The sequence below is a fragment of the Pseudomonas sp. GL_091 genome (genome assembly GCF_057837725.1).
Window position 1 is genome coordinate 4,452,904 of the sequence record NZ_CM174451.1, and the last position, 23,003, is coordinate 4,475,906.

The following is a 23,003-nucleotide window of genomic DNA, read 5'->3' on the forward strand; positions in this document are numbered from 1 at the left end:
TTTTTTATATGCGCCTGGCTCAACTCACCCCATTACCCCGCACTCGCCCCGCTAGTGCAACATCCGAGAAAGGAGACTGCATGGATTCCGGGGGGCGCCCCCTCGCTCCGGGTGGAGTGACGAGAAAAACACCTCGCACAGACCCCGTCGCGGATTTATCCGCGATGGGGTCTGCAACCGAGTAGCAACGTGCGGCCAGCAGCAAAAGCATCATGCCGTCAGGATAAAGTCCGTCTGATCGATACCTGCACTGTTAACACCGACAAGGCGAATAGAGTCCACTCCGATCCCAATCACTGTGTCTGCCCCGTCAGCCGCAATGCTCACGTTGGCAGCGAACGTCTCGCTGCTGATTCCCAGCCCCGCGATATTGAGCAAGTCCTGCCCTCCGGTCGGATTGACATCGAAGCCCTGGATCGAGTCGTTGCCAAAGCCTGCCGCAGCAAACACGAAGGTGTCGTTGCCGAGGCCGCCGTTGAGCGTGTCGTTGCCCAGCCCGCCGAGGAACAGATCGTCACCCGCACCACCGATCAGAATGTCGTTGGCCAGGCCGCCCAGCATCGTGTGGTTTGCCGCCGCGGCATCGTAGGCCAGCTCACTGCCGCTGCTCTCGGCGTTCGCCTGCAAACCCGCCGCCGCGTATTGGCCATTCAGCGCGACCTGCGCCACATGCGCACCGTCGCTCACGCTCAGCATGCCGCCGGTGCCTGTGTCATTCGCGGCATAGGTGATCTGCGTATTGGCGCCGAACGCAACATCGCCAAATTCCAGCGTGTCACCTGCGGCAAAACCGCTGACGCTGCCACTGAATGCCGCCGACACATCGAGCTTGAGCGTGCCTGCCGCGCCGCTGTCAAACGTTACATGCTGATCGGAGGCAGCAGCGAATTCCAGCGTCGCCGAACCGCTGATAGTCGCGCTTCCCGCGCCACTGGCATCTGCGTGGATGATGATATTGCCATCGTTCGCCCACAGGCTACCGCTGTTGAGGAGCGCACTTTCAATCACCAATCCGCCGCTGCCGCTGGCTTGCAGCACACCCGTGTTGGTGACGGCGCTGCTACCGGTATCGATCACCAGCGCATTGACGCCGCTGGCAAGGATCAGGCCCGAGTTGACCAGCATCATCTGCCCCGCTCCCAACTGGCCGGCACCCGAGAGGGTGTTGTCGGCATTGGTGAGCACCGTGTCCGCACTGCCACCAAAGATCACGTTCTGCGCGCTGTCGGACAGCACCACTTGCCCGCCACCGGTCAACGTCGCGCCACGGAACAGAATCTCAAGATCGGTCCCGCTGCCGGTGGAGCCGAGCTCTATGGTGCCGCTGTTGTCGATGCTGCCACCGAACGGCATGATCGCGCCGTCGGCAATGGTGATAGTGCCCCTATTGGTCGTGACCGGGTCCGCATCGAACAGTAAGTTGGCCGCGCTCAACGCCGCCGCATCCACACCGTTGACAGTGATCGTCTGGTCGGCGCTGATGCTGAGCACGGCATTGCCGCTCGCGTCGTTGGCGATACTCACATCCGCAAAATCGTTGACGCCCGTGAAGCCGATCAAGTCGATCTTGTCCGCCGCCGCATCGAAGCTGTGAATGACGTTGTTGCCGATCGGCTGGGCGAACACGAACAGGTCGGCGCCGCTGGAGCCGGTCAGGTTGTCGTCCGCCGACAAGGCGAAGATCGGCGAGCCGGGGGCGTAGGCTTCGACGTTGTCGCGAATCACTTCGCTATCCACCGTGCCATCGGCATTGGTCCAGGTCATCGTGACCGGCAAAACCATTGCCCCCACGAAATCCGCTGGTGTTGTGACCGTCAGCGTGTCCAGGCTGTGTTTGTCCACGGTCCAGCTGCCGTCGTCATTGTGGGCGCCCTGGTTCAGGGTCCAGTCTGCGGGAAGACCGGAAATGGTCACTGTCGCGACGTCCGCGCGAGTCACCGCATCGGCCAGGCCCAGGTTAATCGGGCTGCCAGCAACACCGGCGGGACCGAAGGTACTGTCGTAGACAACGATGTCTGAGGCGGTGATTGCAGTGATACCCGCCAACGATGTGACATTGTTCAGCGTCGCCACTTGTACCCGGCTCCCCACATCGTTCCAGTCGGAGTCAAACCAGATTTCGCCCTTGCCGGTCGTCGAGTTGAATACGATTGCGTAGGTGTTCGTTGCATTCCCGGGGTTGGAGGTTGTGATGTCGCTTGTCGTTTGCGCGTTTTGAATGACAACAACGCTATTGTCGTCCGGGTTATTGATGGTGCTGATCGTGTTCCGGGTTTGAAAGTCGGCGGCGAGAAGCGTCGTACCGGCCGAACTCCCAACGGTTTGGAAGCCGACACCGCCCGTCACGGCACCACCGAGCAAGCCAATCTTGTCGCTGTTGTCCGTGTAGTCGGTGATCGTGTCCATGCCACCGTTGGTGCGCAGCCGGAACTGGTCAACCCCGCCATTCCCGGTCAGCGTGTCGTTGCCCGCCTGACCGTTGAGGGTGTCGGCTGCGCTGCCGCCGCTGATGGTATCGACGCCGGATGAGCCATTGATGTTGAAGGCTTCGGACTGGTTGCCAAGGTTGAGCGTCAGCCCCCCAGTCGTCAGCGTCACATTTTCGATATTCGTGATCTGGCCATCGCTGCTGCTGATGAAGTTCTCGCTGACGTTGAGCGTATCGGTATTGGCTCCGCCGTCCAGCAGTGCGTCGTTTTGCGTTCCGTTGATGATGTCGTTACCAGCCCCGCCGAGGAGCGTGTCGACTCCCTCCCCGCCGATAAACGTATCGTTGCCCGCGCCACCCTGCAGGTAGTCATCGCCGGCTCCGCCATTTGCGGTCCCGCCCGATGCTGGCGCGAACAGGATGTCGTTTCCATCCAGTCCGGTAAGGTTGTACGTGGCACCGCTGTTCAGGCGCAGGAAGGTTACTGTTGCATCGTCGCTGAGCCCCCCGGAGTCGGTTGCCCGGAACGTAAAATGGTCAGTGGTCCCTGTCGTCGACGAGCCGAACCCAAAGAAGTAGCTTCCGTTTGAGTTGAACGTGGACAGTGGTCCGAATGACAACCCGGACAGGCCACTGACCAAGGAATAGTTCAGGGTACCTGGCAGCTGTTCAGCGTCCGAGGCCGATGCGGTCCCGGATGAGCTACCTCCCGCCCAGTTGGTTCCGATCCAGATCATGGCATCGTTCGCGACTGGCGCATCGTTGGCACCCTGGATGGTAATGGTGAGTACGGCGGTGTCGCTCTGGCTGCCGTCGGAGACGGTGTAATTGAAACTATCGGTCAGCGTACCGCCGACGTTGAGTGCCTGTACCGCAGCTTCGCTGTCGTTCACCATATAGGTGTAGCTGCCATTGGCGTTGAGCGTGAGCGTACCGTGCGCGCCGGTGAGGCCGCTGCCGAGCGTACCGACGGTGCCGGCGCCTTCGGTGCCGCCCAGGCGGATGGCGCTGACCACCAGGCTGCCGATATCGTTGCTGAGCACGTTGCCGCTGGCGTTGCTGCCGCCCGAGCCGTTGTTGGTGCCGCCCTTCTCGGTCGCGCTGCCGGTGTCGTTCACGGCGACCGGGCCATCGTTGGTGCCGTTGATGGTCACCGTCACCGTCTGCATGTCCGAGGCGGCATTGTTATCGGTGCTCTGCAGCGTGTAGCTCAGTGTCAGCGACTGGCCCGCCGCGAGGTAGTCGAACGCCTGCGAACCGGAGTTGAAACTCCAGGTCAAGTTGTGGGTGTCGCCACTGTTGGCCGCCAACCCCGAGGTTGGCGCCACACTGAGCATGCTCAGCAGCTGCGCGTTGGTCAGGTTCAGGCCGGCGGTGGTGCCCGAAGCGAGCACCACCGTGACCGCCGAATTCACCGTGTCGGCAAGGTCGGCGTCGGTGACGGTCAGCGTACCGCTGCTGCTCAGGCCGGCATTGGTTTCAGTGAGCGAGGCCGCAGCGCTGTCGCTTGTGACGAGATGGATGTCCGGATTGTCGTTGGTGCCGTTGATGGTCACCGTCACCGTCTGCGTGTCAGAGGCGGCATTGTTATCGGTGCTCTGCAGCGTGTAGCTCAGTGTCAGCGACTGGCCCGCCGCGAGGTAGTCGAACGCTTGCGAACCGGAGTTGAAACTCCAGCTCAGGTTGTGGGTGTCGCCGCTGTTGGCCGCCAACCCCGAGGTTGGCGCCACGCTGAGCATGCTCAGCAACTGCGCGTTGGTCAGGTTCAGGCCGGCGGTGGTGCCCGAGGCGAGCACCACCGTGACCGCCGAACTCACCGTGTCGGCAAGGTCGGCGTCAGTGACGGTCAGCGTACCGCTGCTGCTCAGGCCGGCATTGGTTTCAGTGAGCGAGGCCGCAGCGCTGTCGCTTGTGACGAGATGGATGTCTGGGCTGTCGTTGGTGCCGTTGATGGTCACCGTCACCGTCTGCGTGTCCGAGGTGGCATTGTTATCGGTGCTCTGCAGCGTGTAGCTCAGTGTCAGCGACTGGCCCGCCGCGAGGTAGTCGAACGCCTGCGAACCGGAGTTGAAACTCCAGGTCAAGTTGTGGGTGTCGCCACTGTTGGCCGCCAACCCCGAGGTTGGCGCCACACTGAGCATGCTCAGCAGCTGCGCGTTGGTCAGGTTCAGGCCGGCGGTGGTGCCCGAAGCGAGCACCACCGTGACCGCCGAATTCACCGTGTCGGCAAGGTCGGCGTCGGTGACGGTCAGCGTACCGCTGCTGCTCAGGCCGGCATTGGTTTCAGTGAGCGAGGCCGCAGCGCTGTCGCTTGTGACGAGATGGATGTCTGGGCTGTCGTTGGTCCCGGTCAGGGTGATCGTCACGTCCTTGGTCACCGCCGCCCCGAAGTCGTCGGTCAGCGTCACTGTGAACACTTCGGTCTTGGTTTGACCCGCGGCCAGGTACTGCGCCGCGCTGTTGTTCAGCGTATAGGTCCAGCCCACGCTGCCCGCCGCGTCGCCGGTGCTCTCGTCGCTGACAGTGGCCACCAGCGTACCCAGCGCACCGGACGGCGCACTCACGCTGGCCACATGGGCGTCATCGGCCAGGTCCACGTCGCCGAAGGCAAAGCTCCCGCTGGCCACCGGGGTGCTGTCTTCGGTCACCGCACCGCTTTCGATTTCTGCCGCCGTCACCGTCGGCGCGTCATTGGCCCCGGTCAGGGTGATGGTCACATTCTTGGTCACCGCCGCCCCGAAGTCGTCGGTCAGCGTCACCGTGAACACTTCGGTCTTGGTCTGGCCCTCGGCCAGGTACTGCGCCGCGCTGTTGTTCAGCGTATAGGTCCAGCCCACGCTGCCCGCCGCGTCGCCGGTGCTCTCGTCGCTGACATGGGCCACCAGCGAACCCAGCGCACCGGATGGCGCGCTCACGCTGGCCACATGGGCGTCATCGGCCAGGTCCACGTCGCCGAAGGCGAAGCTGCCGCTGGCCGTCGTGGTGCCGTCTTCGGTCACCGCACCGCTTTCGATTTCTGCCGCCGTCACCGTCGGCGCGTCATTGGTCCCGGTCAGGGTGATGGTCACATTCTTGGTCACCGCCGCCCCGAAGTCGTCGGTCAGCGTCACCGTGAACACTTCGGTCTTGGTTTGACCCTCGGCCAGGTACTGCGCCGCGCTGTTGTTCAGCGTATAGGTCCAGCCCACACTGCCCGCTGCGTCGCCGGTGCTCTCGTCGCTGACATGGGCCACCAGCGAACCCAGCGCACCGGATGGCGCGCTCACGCTGGCCACATGGGCGTCATCGGCCAGGTCCACGTCGCCGAAGGCGAAGCTGCCGCTGGCCGTCGTGGTGCCGTCTTCGGTCACCGCCCCGCTTTCGATTTCTGCCGCCGTCACCGTCGGCGCGTCATTGGTACCGGTAATGGTGACGGTCACCAGCTGGGTGTCCACACCACCCAGGCCGTCGCTGACCTGCACCGTAAACACGTCATCATGACTCTCGCCCGCCTGCAGCGACTGCACCGCACTGGCAACGCCATCGGTGCCGTTGGCCAGGGTGTAGGTCCATTGGCCGCTGTTATCGACGGCGATCGCGCCGTAGGTGCCCGTATCCGTACCCGCAATGCTCCAGGTCGCCGTGGCATCGTGGTCGATGTCGGCCGAGCTGAACTGGCCAGTCACGCTGAGCGTGGTGTCTTCCTGCACCGCGCCGGCAGCATTGCCGGTCGCGAAACTGAGCACGGGCGCGTCGTTGCTGCCGCTGATGGTGACGGTGACCAGCTGGGTGTCGACGCCACCCAGGCCGTCGCTGACCTGCACCGTAAACACGTCATCGTGACTCTCGCCGGCCTTCAGCGATTGCACGGCACTGGCAACGCCATCGGTGCCATTGGCCAGGGTGTAGGTCCACTGGCCGGTGGTGTCCACGGCGATCGCGCCGTAGGTGCCCGTATCCGTACCCGCAATGCTCCAGGTCGCCGTGGCATCGTGGTCGATGTCGGCCGAGCTGAACTGGCCGCTGACGCTGAGCTTGGTGTCTTCCTGCACCGCGCCGGCAGCATTGCCGGTCGCGAAACTGAGCACGGGCGCGTCGTTGCTGCCGCTGATGGTGACGGTCACCAGCTGGGTGTCGACGCCACCCAGGCCGTCGCTGACCTGCACCGTGAACACGTCCTCATGGCTCTCGCCGGCCTTCAGCGCCTGCACCGCACTGGCAACGCCATCGGTGCCATTGGCCAGGGTGTAGGTCCACTGGCCGGTGGTGTCCACGGCGATCGCGCCGTAGGTGCCCGTATCCGTACCCGCAATGCTCCAGGTGGCGGTGGCATCGTGATCGATGTCGGCCGAGCTGAACTGGCCTGTCACACTGAGCGTGCTGTCTTCCTGCACCGCGCCGACAGCATTGCCCGTCGCGAAACTGAGCACGGGCGCGTCGTTGCTGCCGCTGACGGTGACGGTCACCAGCTGGGTGTCGACGCCACCGAGGCCATCGCTGACCTGCACCGTAAACACGTCATCGTGACTCTCGCCGGCCTTCAGCGATTGCACCGCACTGGCAACGCCATCGGTGCCATTGGCCAGCGTGTAGGTCCACTGGCCGGTGGTGTCCACGGCGATCGCGCCGTAGGTGCCGGTGGACGAGCCATTGATGCTCCAGGTCGCCGTGGCGTCGTGGTCGATGTCGGTCGAGCTGAACTGGCCATTTACGCTGAGCGTGATGTCTTCCTGCACCGCGCCGGCAGCATTGCCGGTCGCGAAACTGAGCACGGGCGCGTCGTTGCTGCCGCTGATGGTGACGGTCACCAGCTGGGTGTCGACGCAGCCCAGGCCGTCGCTGACCTGCACCGTAAATACATCATCATGACTCTCGCCCGCCTGCAGCGACTGCACCGCACTGGCAACGCCATCGGTACCGTTGGCCAGGGTGTAGGTCCATTGGCCGCTGCTGTCCACGGCGATCGAGCCAAAGGTGCCGGTATTTGACCCGGCAATACTCCAAGTGGCGGTGGCATCGTGATCGATGTCGGCCGAGCTGAACTGGCCTGTCACACTGAGCGTGCTGTCTTCCTGCACCGCGCCGACAGCATTGCCCGTCGCGAAACTGAGTACGGGCGCGTCGTTGCTGCCGCTGACGGTGACGGTCACCAGCTGGGTGTCGACGCCACCGAGGCCATCGCTGACCTGCACCGTAAACACGTCATCGTGACTCTCGCCGGCCTTCAGCGATTGCACGGCACTGGCAACGCCATCGGTGCCATTGGCCAGCGTGTAGGTCCACTGGCCGGTGGTGTCCACGGCGATCGCGCCGTAGGTGCCGGTGGACGAGCCATTGATGGTCCAGGTCGCCGTGGCATCGTGGTCGATGTCGGCCGAGCTGAACTGGCCAGTCACGCTGAGCGTGGTGTCTTCCTGCACCGCGCCGGCAGCATTGCCGGTCGCGAAACTGAGCACGGGCGCGTCGTTGCTGCCGCTGATGGTGACGGTCACCAGCTGGGTGTCCTCGCCACCGAGGCCATCGCTGACCTGCACCGTAAACACGTCCTCATGGCTCTCGCCGGCCTGCAGCGACTGCACCGCACTGGCAACGCCATCGGTGCCATTGGCCAGCGTGTAGGTCCACTGGCCGGTGGTGTCCACGGCGATCGCGCCGTAGGTGCCGGTGGACGAGCCATTGATGGTCCAGGTCGCCGTGGCATCGTGGTCGATGTCGGCCGAGCTGAACTGGCCAGTCACGCTGAGTGCGGTGTCTTCCTGCACCGCGCCGGCAGCATTGCCGGTCGCAAAACTGAGCACGGGCGCATCGTTGCTGCCGGTGATGGTGACGGTGACCAGCTGGGTGTCCTCGCCGCCCAGACCGTCGCTGACCTGCACCGTGAACACGTCCTCATGGCTCTCGCCCGCTTTCAGCGACTGCACCGCACTGGCGACCCCATCGGTGCCATTGGCCAGCGTGTAGGTCCACTGGCCGGTGGTGTCCACGGCGATCGAACCGTAGGTGCCGGTGGACGAGCCATTGATGGTCCAGGTCGCCGTGGCATCGTGATCGATGTCGGTCGAGCTGAACTGGCCATTTACGCTGAGTGCGGTGTCTTCCTGCACCGCGCCGGCAGCATTGCCGGTCGCAAAACTGAGCACGGGCGCATCGTTGCTGCCGGTGATGGTGACGGTGACCAGCTGGGTGTCCTCGCCGCCCAGACCGTCGCTGACCTGCACCGTGAACACGTCCTCATGGCTCTCGCCGGCCTGCAGCGACTGCACCGCACTGGCGACCCCATCGGTGCCATTGGCCAGCGTGTAAGTCCACTGGCCGGTGGTGTCCACGGCGATCGAACCGTAGGTGCCGGTGGACGAGCCATTGATGGTCCAGGTCGCCGTGGCATCGTGATCGATGTCGGTCGAGATGAACTGGCCAGTCACGCTGAGTGCGGTGTCTTCCTGCACCGCGCCCGCAGCATTGCCGGTCGCAAAACTGAGCACGGGCGCATCGTTGCTGCCGGTGATGGTGACGGTGACCAGCTGGGTGTCGACGCCACCCAGGCCGTCGCTGACCTGCACCGTGAACACGTCCTCATGGCTCTCGCCGGCCTTCAGCGCCTGCACCGCACTGGCAACGCCATCGGTGCCATTGGCCAGGGTGTAGGTCCACTGGCCGGTGGTGTCCACGGCGATCGAACCGTAGGTGCCGGTGGACGAGCCATTGATGGTCCAGGTCGCCGTGGCATCGTGATCGATGTCGGTCGAGCTGAACTGGCCATTTACGCTGAGCTTGGTGTCTTCCTGCACCGCGCCGGCAGCATTGCCGGTCGCGAAACTGAGCACGGGCGCGTCGTTGCTGCCGCTGATGGTGACGGTCACCAGCTGGGTGTCGACGCCACCCAGGCCGTCGCTGACCTGCACCGTGAACACGTCCTCATGGCTCTCGCCGGCCTTCAGCGCCTGCACCGCACTGGCAACGCCATCGGTGCCATTGGCCAGGGTGTAGGTCCACTGGCCGGTGGTGTCCACGGCGATCGCGCCGTAGGTGCCCGTATCCGTACCCGCAATGCTCCAGGTGGCGGTGGCATCGTGATCGATGTCGGCCGAGCTGAACTGGCCTGTCACACTGAGCGTGCTGTCTTCCTGCACCGCGCCGACAGCATTGCCCGTCGCGAAACTGAGCACGGGCGCGTCGTTGCTGCCGCTGATGGTGACGGTCACCAGCTGGGTGTCGACGCCACCCAGGCCGTCGCTGACCTGCACCGTAAACACGTCATCGTGACTCTCGCCGGCCTTCAGCGATTGCACGGCACTGGCAACGCCATCGGTGCCATTGGCCAGCGTGTAGGTCCACTGGCCGGTGGTGTCCACGGCGATCGCGCCGTAGGTGCCGGTGGACGAGCCATTGATGGTCCAGGTCGCCGTGGCATCGTGGTCGATGTCGGCCGAGCTGAACTGGCCAGTCACGCTGAGCGTGGTGTCTTCCTGCACCGCGCCGGCAGCATTGCCCGTCGCGAAGCTGAGCACGGGCGCGTCGTTGCTGCCGGTGATGGAGATGGTGACGGTCTGCGTCGCCGAAGTCGCGTTGCCCGCGCCGCTGTCGTCGCTGGCCACCACGGTGTAGGAGAAGCTGATGGTTTCACCGGCGCTCAGGAAGTCCAGGTTCTCGCTGCTGCTGTAGGTCCAGCCGGCCTGATCGACCGAGAAACCGGCCACCAGCGCGGCGGCCTGCGCCGAACCGAGGGTGCCGCCGCTCCAGGCGATATCGTGGTTGGCACTCTGGCTGACCGTCACCGCGTCGTTGACGTCCAGATCGGCGAAACTCAGTGCGCCGCTGTCGCTCAGCGTGGCTGCGCCGTTGCCTTCGTTCATCGCCCCAGTCGTGTCGCCAATCGTCAGCGTTGGCTGGTCGTTGGTGCCGGTCAGGGTGATTGTCACATTCTTGGTCACCGCCGCCCCAAAGTCGTCGGTCAGCGTCACTGTGAACACTTCGGTCTTGGTCTGGCCCTCGGCCAGGTACTGCGCCGCACTGTTGTTCAGCGTATAGGTCCAGCCCACGCTGCCTGCGGCGTCACCCGTGCTCTCGTCACTGACAGTGGCCACCAGCGTACCCAGCGCACCGGACGGCGCGCTCACGCTGGCCACATGGGCGTCATCGGCCAGGTCCACGTCGCCAAAGGCGAAGCTGCCGCCGGCCACTGTGGTGCCGTCTTCAGTCACCGCACCGCTTTCGACTTCCGCCGCCGTCACCGTCGGCGCGTCGTTGGTGCCGGTAATGGTGATGGTCACCAGCTGGGTGTCCACGCCGCCCAGGCCGTCGCTGACCTGCACCGTAAATACGTCATCATGACTCTCGCCCGCCTGCAGCGACTGCACCGCACTGGCGACCCCATCGCTGCCATTGGCCAGCGTGTAGATCCACTGGCCGGTGTTGTCCACGGCGATCGCGCCGTAGATGCCGGTTGACGAGCCATTGATGGTCCAGGTCGCCGTGGCGTCGTGATCGATGTCGGCCGAGCTGAACTGGCCAGTCACGCTGAGCGTGGTGTCTTCCTGCACCGCGCCGGCATCATTGCCTGTCGCGAAACTGAGCACTGGCGCGTCATTGGTGCCGGTCAGGGTGATCGTCACCATCTGCGGTGCCGAGGTCGCGTTGCCCGTACCGCTGTCGTCGGTGGCCACCACGGTGTAGGAGAAGCTGATGGTTTCACCGGCGCTCAGGAAGTCCAGGTTCTGGTTGCTGCTGTAGGTCCAGCCGGCCTGATCGACCGAGAAGCCAGCGACCAGCGCGGCGGCCTGCGCCGCACCGAGGGTGCCGCCGCTCCAGACGAGGTCGTGGTTGGCGGTCTGGCTGACCGTCACCGCGTCGTTGACGTCCAGGTCGGCGAAGCTCAGTGCGCCGCTGTCGCTCAGCGTGGCTGCGCCGTTGCCTTCGTTCATCGCCCCGGTCGTGTCGCCAATCGTCAGCGTCGGTTGGTCGTTGGTGCCGGTCAGGGTGATGGTCACATTCTTGGTCACCGCCGCCCCGAAATCGTCGGTCAGCGTCACTGTGAACACTTCGGTCTTGGTCTGGCCCTCGGCCAGGTACTGCGCCGCGCTGTTGTTCAGCGTATAGGTCCAGCCCACGCTGCCCGCCGCGTCGCCGGTGCTCTCGTCGCTGACAGTGGCCACCAGCGTACCCAGCGCACCGGACGGCGCGCTCACGCTGGCCACATGGGCGTCATCGGCCAGGTCCACGTCGCCGAAGGCGAAGCTGCCGCTGGCCACCGGGGTGCCGTCTTCGGTCACCGCACCGCTTTCGAGTTCTGCCGCCGTCACCGTCGGCGCGTCATTGGTCCCGGTCAGGGTGATGGTCACATTCTTGGTCACCGCCGCCCCGACGTCGTCGGTCAGCGTCACCGTGAACACTTCGGTCTTGGTCTGGCCCGCGGCCAGGTACTGCGCCGCGCTGTTGTTCAGCGTATAGGTCCAACCCACGCTGCCCGCCGCGTCGCCGGTGCTCTCGTCGCTGACAGTGGCCACCAGCGTACCCAGCGCACCGGACGGCGCGCTCACGCTGGCCACATGGGCGTCATCGGCCAGGTCCACGTCGCCGAAGGCGAAGCTGCCGCTGGCCACCGGGGTGCCGTCTTCGGTCACCGCACCGCTTTCGAGTTCTGCCGCCGTCACCGTCGGCGCGTCATTGGTCCCGGTCAGGGTGATGGTCACATTCTTGGTCACCGCCGCCCCGACGTCGTCGGTCAGCGTCACCGTGAACACTTCGGTCTTGGTCTGGCCCGCGGCCAGGTACTGCGCCGCGCTGTTGTTCAGCGTATAGGTCCAGCCCACGCTGCCCGCTGCGTCGCCGGTGCTCTCGTCGCTGACATGGGCCACCAGCGAACCCAGCGCACCGGATGGCGCGCTCACGCTGGCCACATGGGCGTCATCGGCCAGGTCCACGTCGCCGAAGGCGAAGCTGCCGCTGGCCACCGGGGTGCCGTCTTCGGTCACCGCCCCGCTTTCGATTTCTGCCGCCGTCACCGTCGGCGCGTCATTGGTGCCGGTCAGGGTGATCGTCACATTCTTAGTCACCGCCGCCCCGAAATCGTCGGTCAGCGTCACCGTGAACACTTCGGTCTTGATCTGGCCCGCGGCCAGGTACTGCGCCGCGCTGTTGTTCAACGTATAGGTCCAGCCCACGCTGCCCGCCGCGTCGCCGGTGCTCTCGTCGCTGACATGGGCCACCAGCGTACCCAGCGCACCGGCCGGCGCGCTCACGCTGGCCACATGGGCGTCATCGGCCAGGTCCACGTCGCCGAAGGCGAAGCTGCCGCTGGCCACCGTGGTGCTGTCTTCGGTCACCGCCCCGCTTTCGACTTCTGCCGCCGTCACCGTCGGCGCGTCATTGGTCCCGGTCAGGGTGATCGTCACATTCTTGGTCACCGCCGCCCCGACGTCGTCGGTCAGTGTCACTGTGAACACTTCGGTCTTGGTCTGGCCCGCGGCCAGGTACTGCGCCGCGCTGTTGCTCAGCGTATAGGTCCAGCCCACGCTGCCCGCCGCGTCGCCGGTGCTCTCGTCGCTGACATGGGCCACCAGCGTACCCAGCGCACCGGACGGCGCGCTCACGCTGGCCACATGGGCGTCATCGGCCAGGTCCACGTCGCCGAAGGCGAAGCTGCCGCTGGCCAGCGGGGTGCCGTCTTCGGTCACCGCCCCGCTTTCGACCTCCGCCGCCGTCACCGTCGGCGCGTCATTGGTGCCGGTGATGGTAATGGTCACATTCTGCGTTACCGACGAACCATGACCATCGCTGATGGTGACCAGGTAAGTTTCGGTGACTGTCTGTCCCTGGGCCAGGTACTGCGCCGCCGCATTGTTCAGGTTGTACGTCCATTGCACCGAACCGTTGACCACGTTCGCGGCTTCGCTTACCGGCGAGAGCACGAACGTACCAAGATGAGTAGCGTTGCCACCCGCCGGCGCGAACGTCGCCATGTGCGTGTCGCTCAGGTCGACGTCGTTGAAGGTAATCGTGCCGCTGGCCGTTAGCGAATCGGTCGTGCTCGCAGTGGTGTTGGCGTCTTCGGTCACCGTGCCGGCCTGCGCACCGAGGCTGATCGTCACACCATCATTCTCGCCCGAAAACTGCACTGTCGCGGTGGCCCAACTGAGCGTTCCGTTGCCGAGACGAATCGCATAGGTAAAGCTGTCCGTCAGGAGCTCGCCCGTAGCAAGCGCCTGGAGTTGTGCCTTGAAAGCATCTGAAAAAGTAGCGGCGTCGTAGCCGACCTTACCGTCCGAGGTGATCCAGATCTTTGCACCATTCAAGCTGGTGTCAGAACTCGTCGCCTCAGCCCTCGCCGTATCCTGGGTCAGGAGGTCGGCCGGAGCATAAGTCTTGGTGGCAGTAGAAAGACTGTCCGCGTTGTCGAGTGACCAGAGTGTCTTCGCGTTGCCACCGAGGTCATTGGACATGACGTCCCAATACACGACCCCCAACAGATTTTCAGTGGTGGTGAAGATGTCATCCTTCGCCTGCGGCGTGTTGGAAAACGAGGTAACGGTTCCGCCGCTGGTAGTTGTAGTGCTAGCCATGTCTTTCTCCCAAGAATGTCACCCTGAGCAAAAAACCGCCGTGGGCCGCTAACAGCCACAAGCCGCTTCTTCCTCAACCCACGAAAACCTCATTCCACCGGCACCAGCCGGCTGGCCAGCAGCTTCACGCCCGCCCCGGTCCTGCCGCCTTGTGGCTCAATGCGCACAATTTGTCCTTGAGCCTTGAACTTCATGGGGCCGCCGGGAGTGTCGAGCTCAATCTCGAAGTCAATCAAACTACCCACCTGCAGCTCACTATCGGTTTCGAAATACAAACCGGAGGCGCTGATGTCACGGGTGACACCGTTGCCCCCGCCGATCAGTTGCAGCGACAGGGTGACTTGTTCACGGGGCTCAATTCGGTGTGCGTCTTTCATGGCTGCAGTCTAAAAACGACCGCTGTTTTTTACATGGGAGCGCTATCCCTTTTTTCTGGGAGTCAATCACCCATGAAAACAGGGCTTTACGGGACAAATGTCATGGGAGGGGGTGCCTGAAGCGCTATAGAAAAAAGCTACAGGCTGCAACGATTGCTATCATGATCAGCTAACACAACCCGCCTAAAGAGGCAGCGACCCGCATGCCAATTCAAGTCCTGTTAGTAGCTCTACCGCTCGTGGCCTGGGGCCTTGAGCGTCTGGTGGAAAGCGCTCAACCGAGGTTGATGCTGGCGGGTTCGGTGGCGTCGGTGGCGCAATACCTGCATTCGCTGCACCAATACGCGCCGGATGTGGTGGTATTGGACCTGGACAGCGAGGACTGTATCGAGTCGCTGGCCGACCTGCACAGCCGGACCAAAGCCAAGATTCTGGTAGTGACAGGGTCGAGCGACGTGGCGCTGCATGACAGTGCGGTGCTGGCGGGCGCACGTGGCGTGGTGGATAAGCGGGAGTCGGCATCCGCTTCAACATTGCTCAAAGCCATAGAAAAAGTGCATGAAGGCGAACTCTGGATTGACCGCAATGCGACCAGCCGTATCTTCCTTGAACTGGCGCGCAGGAAAACCGAGCGCGATATAGACCCGGAGCAACAAAAAATCGCCAAGCTGACGCGCCGCGAGCAGCAAACCATTGCATCGCTGGCCAGTGACCCCTCTGCCCCCGGCAAGTTGGTGGCCGAGAAGCTGCACATCAGCGAGCACACGCTACGCAACCATTTGACATCGATCTACAGCAAGCTGGGCCTGACGAACCGCGTAGATCTGTACGCCTACGCACACAAGCATGGGCTTTCCACAGGCGACTGAGGACTGCAACAACATGCCCGGCGTGTTGCCGCAGTCTGACCTTGTCCCGAAATTCCAGCGCAGGTCATTCGCCGATTTTTTCCAGATCTATCAAGAACCCGATCTACCCCACCAGTCTCCTGCATAGGGCCACAGTGGGACGCACCACTTCATTCCAATCGGTGGTGACCAGGCTCTCGCAATAGGTTATTGCAAACCATGCGCTGGGAATCGGATGGCGAGCGATAGGCACGACTTGCCAATGGGGGTTAGCTGAATGTTGACAGGCAGCAACCGGCCGATTCTGTTGAAAAAGTAGCTCCCCTGTCTGGCCTGCGGCAAAATCTCTGCATTGGCCAGCAGGGAAGCACGCAGCATGATGGGACAGTTATCGAGTGGGCAGGAGCGGCTGTTTTACTCGTTCAACCTTGAAGATCACATTCCCGCCAATCACCTTCTGCGCAGCATTGATCGGTGTCTTGATCTGAACGACCTGCGCCATTACCTCGCCGATTTTTATAGCCCGATTGGGCGTCCGTCGATTGATCCTGAACTGATGATCCGCATGCTGATCGTGGGCTATTGCTACGGCATTCGCTCCGAGCGGCGGTTGTGCGAAGAGGCCCATTTGAACCTGGCGTATCGCTGGTTCTGCCGGTTGAGCCTTGAAGATGAAGTCCCCAACCACTCGACCTTTTCCAAAAATCGACACGGCCGCTTTCGGGACAGTGAGCTGTTTCGCTGGTTGTTCAATGAAGTGCTGCGTCGCTGCATGGACGCCGGCCTGGTTAAAGGCGAAGGCTTTGCCGTGGACGCCAGCATCATCAAAGCGGATGCGAGTCGGCAGCGCGGCGTACCGGGTGATGAACCGATCAACTGGAGCGATCCGGCCCTGAGCACCCGCGCCGTGCGTGAGTACCTTGAAGGCCTCGATGAAGAGGCTTTGGCCGAAACGCTACCGAAGCGCCTGTCGCTGACGGATCCTCAGGCTCGCTGGACCGCGGCTCCAGGCGGCCCAGCTTTCTACGCTTACTCCACGAATTATCTGATCGATACCGAGCACGGCGTGATCATGGATGTGGAACCCACACCGGCTCATCGAACCGCAAAAGTCGAGAGCACCAAGACGATGATTAATCGGGTCGAAGCGCAGTTCGACATCAAGCCAGAGCGCCTCATTGGCGACACCGCTTACGGCACAGCGCCGATGCTGGCCTGGATGGTGGAGGAAAAAGACATCGAACCGCATGTGCCGGTGTGGGACAAAACTGAGCGCAAGAACGACAGCTTTTCGAGTAACGATTTCCACTGGAATGAAGAGGCTGAGGAATACCGCTGCCCAGCCGGCAACGTATTACGCAGCGAATGGCGAGCCTTCAAGAACGAGCGTTCGCACGTCACAAAAGCCAACACCATCATCTTCCGATCCAGACAGACCGACTGCGCGACATGTCCGATGAAAGCCAAGTGCTGCCCGAACACTTCGATTCGCAAGATCGTCCGCAGCGTCCATGAAGCCGCTCGTGATGAGGCTCGACGCATCGCGGCGACGCCGGAGTACGTGCGTTCTCGCCACGAACGTAAGAAGGTCGAAATGTTGTTTGCCCACCTCAAGCGCATCCTGAAACTGGATCGCTTGCGACTACGTGGCATGAGTGGCGCGTCCGATGAGTTCACGCTGGCGGCCGCGGTACAGAACCTGCGACGTCTGGCCAAACTTGCATCTCAAGGGCCACCTTCTACGGGATAGGTGCGCCTGCACGAAGCAAAAAACCTCAAACTAACCCAATAACCGAGCTACAAAGCTCAACGAAGGGCCGAGAAACCACTCAATGTGGTGAGTAGGTTCTCCGGTGGTGGTCGTGCCTGAGCTCAGGTGAGCTGAAAATCCGACTTTTTCAACAGAATCGGCCAATTGCGGCCCTTCATGAATGGCAGAAATCCAGCCCAAATTGCTCTGTGGAAATGTCGACCCAACGTCGGCAGGTAATGCTAATACCCAGCGCTTAGAGTGTCATGATTGGCCGTAGCAATGCCTGACCTTCATACAATGCGGACAGATAACGCTCGCGCATTTCCTCGATGGTCATGCGCGACGCATGCGTCGTCAGCGTCAAGGCCGCCTGCAACTGCCCTGCCCGATCAATCAACGGCACACTCAAAACCCGCATGCCCACTTCGTATTCCTGATCCACCAGCACGTAGCCACGCTGCGCCGCCAAGGCGACTTCGCTGCGGATCTGTGTTTCATCGGTGAGGGTGTAAGGCGTAATGGCCCGTGGTGGGTTGCGGGCGAAATAGGTGTCGAGCGCATCCGCCGAGAGGCTCGCCAGCCAGAGGCGACCGCTGCCCGTACAATACATCGGCACCCGTGAGCCGGGGCGGATCGACATCGACGTTATATGGCTGTAGCGGCTGCGCACTATATGCACGATGTCATCACCATCGCGAACGCCTACCGATACGTGCTCTTGAGTTGTTCGAGCCACCTGTTCGACGATCGGTCGCAGCATGCGCGGCAACACCGCCGAATCGACGTAGGCCTGGCCGATGCGCAAGGTCTTGGCGGTCAACCAGTAATCGCGGCCATCGGTCTGCGCGAAGTCGTCATGCACCAGCGTCAGCAAAAAACGCCGCGTGGCGCTCTGGGTCATGCCGGTCATGCGCGCCGCATCGGGCACGCTCAGGCGCGGGTGCTCCTGGGAAAACAACTGCAACAGCGCCAAGCCCTTTTGCAGGCCGACGATCAAATCCCGTTGATGGATAGTGGGTTGCTTCATCGTTTCGCGCCTGATTTCCGATAAGAGTGCGATTATCGCAGTATTGATGCGATTATCAACGTAAACACCCCTACGTTTGATTGTTCACCCCACGCCACGCTTGCAGTATCGGCTGCACAACACAGCCAATAAGCGGGTACATCACAATGATTCAGGGTTCGACTGAACTGGTCGCCATCGTCGGCTCACCGGTTGCCCAGGTGAAATCACCGGAAAACTTCAATCGCTGGTTCGCCGACCAGCAGCAAAACGTTGCCATGCTGGCCATCGACCTGGCGCCGAATGCCCTGCAGAACTTCATTGAGACCCTGCGCGGCTGGCAAAACCTGCGTGGTTGCGTAGTCACCGTTCCCTACAAACAGCTGCTGGCCGGTCGCCTCGACGGCCTTAGCGAGCGCTCGGCAGCGCTGGGCTCGGTCAATGTGATCCGACGCGAGAACGACGGCCGGCTGGTCGGCGATATCGTCGACGGTGAAGGCTTTCTGAGCGCTGCGCGCCAGCAGGGATTCATCCCGCAAGACAAACAGGCGCTGGTGATCGGCACCGGCGGTGTCGGCAGCGCGATTGCTTACTCGCTGTGTCAGGCCGGGGTCAGTCATCTGGTCATCAGTGACTTGAGCGCGGAGCGTGTCGAGGTACTTGGAGAACTGTTGTGCGGGGCTTTTCCCGAGATCGTGATCAGCACCGACCCCACCTCGCTCGAACACTTCGACTTGATCGTCAACGCCTCGCCGGTGGGCATGGGTGCCACCAACGATGACGGCCCGATGCCGTTGCCGCTAGCTCTGATGCAAACCCTGCAAGGGTCGACGCTGGTCGCCGATGTCGTGACTTCGCCGGCCGTGACGCCGTTTCTCGCCTTCGCCCGACACCGGGGTTGCGCGATCCAGACCGGGCCGGAAATGGCCTTGGCACAACTGGGCAACCTCGGCCACTTCATGGGCGTGACACCGCTACAGATCTGATCTTGCGGCCATGTCCACAACAGGCGATAGACAATGAACATGACGACTACCCAGCCCGCCGATGCCGAATCAGGCTACGACGTTATCGTCCTCGGCAGCGGCGCCGCCGGTTTCGCCGCCGCGGTGACTGCCAGTTGCCGCGGCCTCAAGGTCTTGCTGGTGGAAAAGACCGAAGCCTTCGGCGGCACCTCGGCGATCTCCGGCGGCGCGGTCTGGCTGCACGACACCGATCAGGCCCGGGCCGCCGGGCATCAGTTGAGCGCCGAACAGATGCGCCGCTATCTCAAGGAAGTGATCGGCGCCGGTTATAACCCGGCGTTGATCGATGCCTTCATCGACAACGGCCGCGAAGCCCTGCGTTATCTGGAGACCCACAGCGAACTCAAATACAGCCTGCGGCCGCTGTCGCCTGACTATTACCCGGACTTGCCCGGTGGCACCCAGGCCGGCCGCGCACTGGAAATCGACGAGTACGACGGGCGCAAGCTCGGTGAACACTTCAAAGACCTGAAACGGCCACCGGACGGCATGCTGCTGTTCGGCGGCATGATGGTCAATCGTGTCGACATCCAGCACTTCCTCAGCTTCAAGCGCTCGCCGAAGTCTCTCTGGCACTGCCTGAGACTGATGGGCCGCTATGCCGTCGACCGTCTCAACCATCCACGCGGCACCCGCCTGACCGTGGGCAATGCCTTGATCGCGCGGCTGGCCACCACCGCGTTCGCCAATGGCGTCGATGTGTGGCTGCAAGCGACGCCCGAGGCGCTGCTGATTGAGCAGGGTTCGATCAAAGGCGTGCAGATCACTTGGCGCGGACACACCCGCAAGGTGTTCGCCCGGGGTGGCGTGGTGTTGTCCATGGGTGGTTTTGCCGCCGGCGCAAACGCCGCAGAACAGCGGCCAGCCAGCGAGTCGGAGCACTGGAGCATGTCGCCGCCCGCCAACGTCGGTGACGGACAACGGCTGGCCGCCTCGGTCAACGCCGCCATTGGCGACAACCTTTCGGCGAACTTTTTCTGGGCGCCGGTCTCGGTGTTGCACAAGGCCGACGGCAGCGTCGAGCGCTTTCCGCATCTGGTGACCGACCGCGCCAAACCCGGCGTGATCGCGGTCAACCGCGCCGGGCGGCGCTTCGTCAATGAGTCGGATTCCTACCACTGCTTTGTCGAAGGCATGTTCGCCAACGGCGGCGCCAATGCGCCCTGCTGGCTGATCTGTGACAGCGAAGCCTTGAACCGCTACGGCATGGGCCTGGCCCGCCCGCGACCGGTCGACAACAGCGCATTGATCGACGCCGGCTATCTGTTGCGCGCAGATAGCCTCGACGAACTGGCCCTCATCGCGGGCATCGACGCCACGACTCTGCAGCAGACCCTGAAGCAATTCAACGCCGATGCCGCCCAAGGCGTCGATCATCAATTCGGCAAAGGCAGCAGCGCCTACAACCGCTACATGGGCGACCCGCAGCACGGTCCCAACCCGTGCCTGAAACCGCTGCACAAGGCGCCGTTTTATGCCGTTCGCCTGTTTACCGGTGACCTCGGTTCCGCCCGTGGGCTGGTCACCAACGCCCAGGCCAATGTCCTGGACCGCAGCGGCGCACCAATCCCTAGCTTGTACGCCGCCGGCAACGAAATGAATTCAATCATGGACGGCACCTACCCCGGCCCCGGCATCACGCTCGGCCCGGGCATCACATTCGGCTACCTCGCCGCCAGTGATATCGCCGCCCGCCTCGACCACAGCACCACTCAAGAACCCCGCACTGGAGAACCGCATGTATTACGAACTGCGCACCTACACGATTAAACCGACCCGCCTCGGCGACTGGCTGAGCCTGTACAAAAGCGCGGCGCTGGCCGTGCAACAGGAACACCTGGGCAACCTGGTCGGCTTCTTCACCACTGAAATCGGCGAGGTCAACCAGGTGGTGCACATCTGGGCCTACACCAGCCTCGACGATCGCATGGCCCGGCGCGATGCCATGGCCGCCGATCCGCGCTGGCAGGACTTTGCCCGGCAGAATAAGGAACTCGACGCCGTGGTGACCCTGGAATCACGCCTGCTGCGCCCAACCGATTTTTCACCGTTGAAATAACCGTTGTCCCGTTGCGCCGCTTCCATCGGGGAGCGGCCAGCACCGCCGATAAAAACAATTATGGAGGTCGCCATGAGCGCCCTGCCGTCGATGAACGTCGACCCTCTTATCTGTGATGTCCTGGTCATCGGTTCCGGCGCTTCGGGCCTGGCGACTGCCGTAACCTGCGCCGAGCTTGGCCTCAATGTCATTGTGGTGGAAAAAGAACCTGTATTAGGTGGCACCAGCGCCTGGTCCGGCGGCTGGCTGTGGATTCCCCGCAACCCGTTGGCCGTCGCCGAAGGGATCGTTGAAGAACTGGAACAAGCGCGAACCTACCTGCGTCATGAACTGCACAGCGATGTGCTCGACCCACGCATGGAGACGTTCCTTGAACACGGCCCGAAGATGGTCGAGTTTTTTCAGCACCATACCGAAGTGCGGTTTTTTTCCGGTAGCAAGATGCCTGACTTTCACGCCAGCGAAGGCTTCGCCAGAGGCGGTCGCTCGGTCTGCGCGCTGCCATTCGATGGTCGTCGCCTGGGGCCGTGGATCAAAAAACTGCGGCGTCCGCTGGACATCATCAGCCTCGCCGGCATGGGCATTGCCGGTGGCGCCGACCTCAATCATTTTCTCAATGCGACCCGATCTGCACGATCAATGCTGTACGCCGGCAAACGCCTGCTGCGCCATGCCCGTGACCTGATCTGCCACGGCCGGGGCATGCATCTGGTGAACGGCAATGCACTGGTCGCCCGACTGCTGAAAAGCGCGCTGGATCGCAACGTCCGGCTGCTGACCGATACGCCGGTACATGAGCTGCTGCATGAAGATCAGCGTGTAGTCGGCGCGCGTATCGAACGCGCCGGCCGCATGGTCGAGATCCGTGCGGGACGGGGTGTGGTGCTGGCTTGCGGCGGTTTTCCCCATGACCGGCAGCGTATCGCCCGCCACTTCGCCCATGCGCCTGATGGCAACGGTCACTTGAGCGCTGCTCCCAAGGGCAATACCGGCGATGGGCTGCGGCTGGGTGAAAGCGTCGGGGCTCGCATTGCATCCGACCTGCCGCATGCCGCTGCGTGGGCACCGGTCTCTCGCGTGTCGCGGGAGGACGGTGGCTTCAGTGGCTTTCCACATTTGATGGAGCGAGCGAAACCGGGCTTTCTCGCGGTACGCCAGGATGGTCGGCGCTTCGTCAACGAGGCTGACTCCTACCATGACTATATGTGTGCACTGTTCGATGCCTGCGGACCGGCAGAACCCCCAGTGTCGTGGCTGATTTGCGACCACCGTGCCCAGCGGCGCTATGGCCTTGGCTGGTCCAGACCCTTTCCATTTCCGACAGCGTCCTACGTTCGCAGGGGCTATCTGTTCAAGGACGCGACCCTGGCAGGACTGGCACGCCAGTGCGGGATTGATGCCCCGCAACTGGAAACCACGGTCAATACTTTCAATCAGTTTGCAGAGAAAGGCTGCGATCCGGAATTTGGGCGCGGTGAGTCGCTGTACAACAAAAACCAGGGGGAAGCCCTCCATGGTCCCAACCCCTCCCTTGGCAGCCTGCGCCAGGGACCTTTCTATGCCGTGAAGCTGGTTCCCGGCAGCCTCGGTACTTTCGCCGGACTGAAGACTGATGCCTGTGCCCGGGTACTGGACAACGATGAAGCACCGATTCCAGGATTGCTCGCCGTGGGCAATGACATGAACAGCATCATGAACGGTTACTACCCCAGTGGTGGCATCACCCTCGGGCCGGGTATGACGTTCGGTTTCATTGCAGGAAGGACACTTGCAGGTCAGACAGATTGGTAAACAGCAGACGAACGCAACGAACTGATTTTGTAAGGAGTCAACTTGGATAGATCGTGACTGGCAACAATCGGTCGGCTGCAGCCCTTCTGCGATAGGCAGTAATCGGCCAAAAACAGCCATTCCGTTGTGTCTACGAAACAGGGGCGATTCAGTTCGACAACGTCTGAAAGCCCCCAGAT

At 62.7% G+C, this 23,003-nt stretch carries 9 protein-coding genes and 1 pseudogene; 6 read left to right on the top strand and 4 right to left on the bottom strand.

What is annotated here, in order from left to right:
• Positions 1-210 precede the first annotated feature (210 nt).
• The 3 genes and pseudogenes from AC3ITY_RS20235 to AC3ITY_RS20245 form a co-directional block, all read right to left on the bottom strand.
• A complete protein-coding gene (locus AC3ITY_RS20235) occupies positions 211-5,001 on the bottom strand; it encodes a beta strand repeat-containing protein (RefSeq protein ID WP_489310955.1) in 4,791 nt (1,596 codons plus the stop codon).
• A gap of 72 nt (positions 5,002-5,073) precedes the next feature.
• A pseudogene (locus AC3ITY_RS20240) lies at positions 5,074-13,965 on the bottom strand (VCBS domain-containing protein); the annotation flags it as partial.
• Positions 13,966-14,054: 89 nt separating this feature from the next.
• A complete protein-coding gene (locus AC3ITY_RS20245) occupies positions 14,055-14,342 on the bottom strand; it encodes a PilZ domain-containing protein (RefSeq protein ID WP_489304552.1) in 288 nt (95 codons plus the stop codon).
• A 203-nt stretch (positions 14,343-14,545) separates the two neighbouring features.
• Between AC3ITY_RS20245 and AC3ITY_RS20250 the strand changes: the two genes are divergently transcribed.
• Together AC3ITY_RS20250 and AC3ITY_RS20255 are read left to right on the top strand one after the other, a co-directional pair.
• Entirely contained in the window at positions 14,546-15,211 is a 666-nt protein-coding gene (locus tag AC3ITY_RS20250) for a LuxR C-terminal-related transcriptional regulator (RefSeq protein ID WP_489304553.1), read from the top strand.
• A gap of 355 nt (positions 15,212-15,566) precedes the next feature.
• The gene (locus AC3ITY_RS20255; protein ID WP_489304554.1) at positions 15,567-16,940 is read left to right on the top strand and encodes a transposase; all 1,374 of its coding nucleotides are present in this window, start codon (positions 15,567-15,569) and stop codon (positions 16,938-16,940) included.
• 256 nt (positions 16,941-17,196) lie between these two features.
• Here the strand turns inward: AC3ITY_RS20255 and AC3ITY_RS20260 are convergent, their stop codons facing one another.
• Complete coding sequence (locus tag AC3ITY_RS20260; protein WP_489304555.1) at positions 17,197-17,970, bottom strand: IclR family transcriptional regulator domain-containing protein; 774 nt, start codon at positions 17,968-17,970, stop codon at positions 17,197-17,199.
• 146 nt (positions 17,971-18,116) lie between these two features.
• Here AC3ITY_RS20260 and AC3ITY_RS20265 point away from each other — a divergent pair, with 146 nt between their 5' ends.
• From AC3ITY_RS20265 to AC3ITY_RS20280, 4 genes are all read left to right on the top strand, one after another.
• A complete protein-coding gene (locus AC3ITY_RS20265) occupies positions 18,117-18,935 on the top strand; it encodes a shikimate dehydrogenase family protein (protein ID WP_489304556.1) in 819 nt (272 codons plus the stop codon).
• Between the two features lie 33 nt (positions 18,936-18,968).
• On the top strand, positions 18,969-20,744 hold the full coding sequence (locus AC3ITY_RS20270) for an FAD-dependent oxidoreductase (protein WP_489304557.1): 1,776 nt from the start codon (positions 18,969-18,971) through the stop codon (positions 20,742-20,744).
• Positions 20,713-21,033, top strand: coding sequence for an NIPSNAP family protein (locus AC3ITY_RS20275; RefSeq protein ID WP_489304558.1), 321 nt, complete (start codon positions 20,713-20,715; stop codon positions 21,031-21,033). Before AC3ITY_RS20270 ends, AC3ITY_RS20275 begins: the two co-directional genes overlap by 32 nt.
• Before the next feature lie 72 nt (positions 21,034-21,105).
• A complete protein-coding gene (locus AC3ITY_RS20280; RefSeq protein ID WP_489304559.1) occupies positions 21,106-22,824 on the top strand; it encodes an FAD-dependent oxidoreductase in 1,719 nt (572 codons plus the stop codon).
• Positions 22,825-23,003 lie beyond the last annotated feature (179 nt).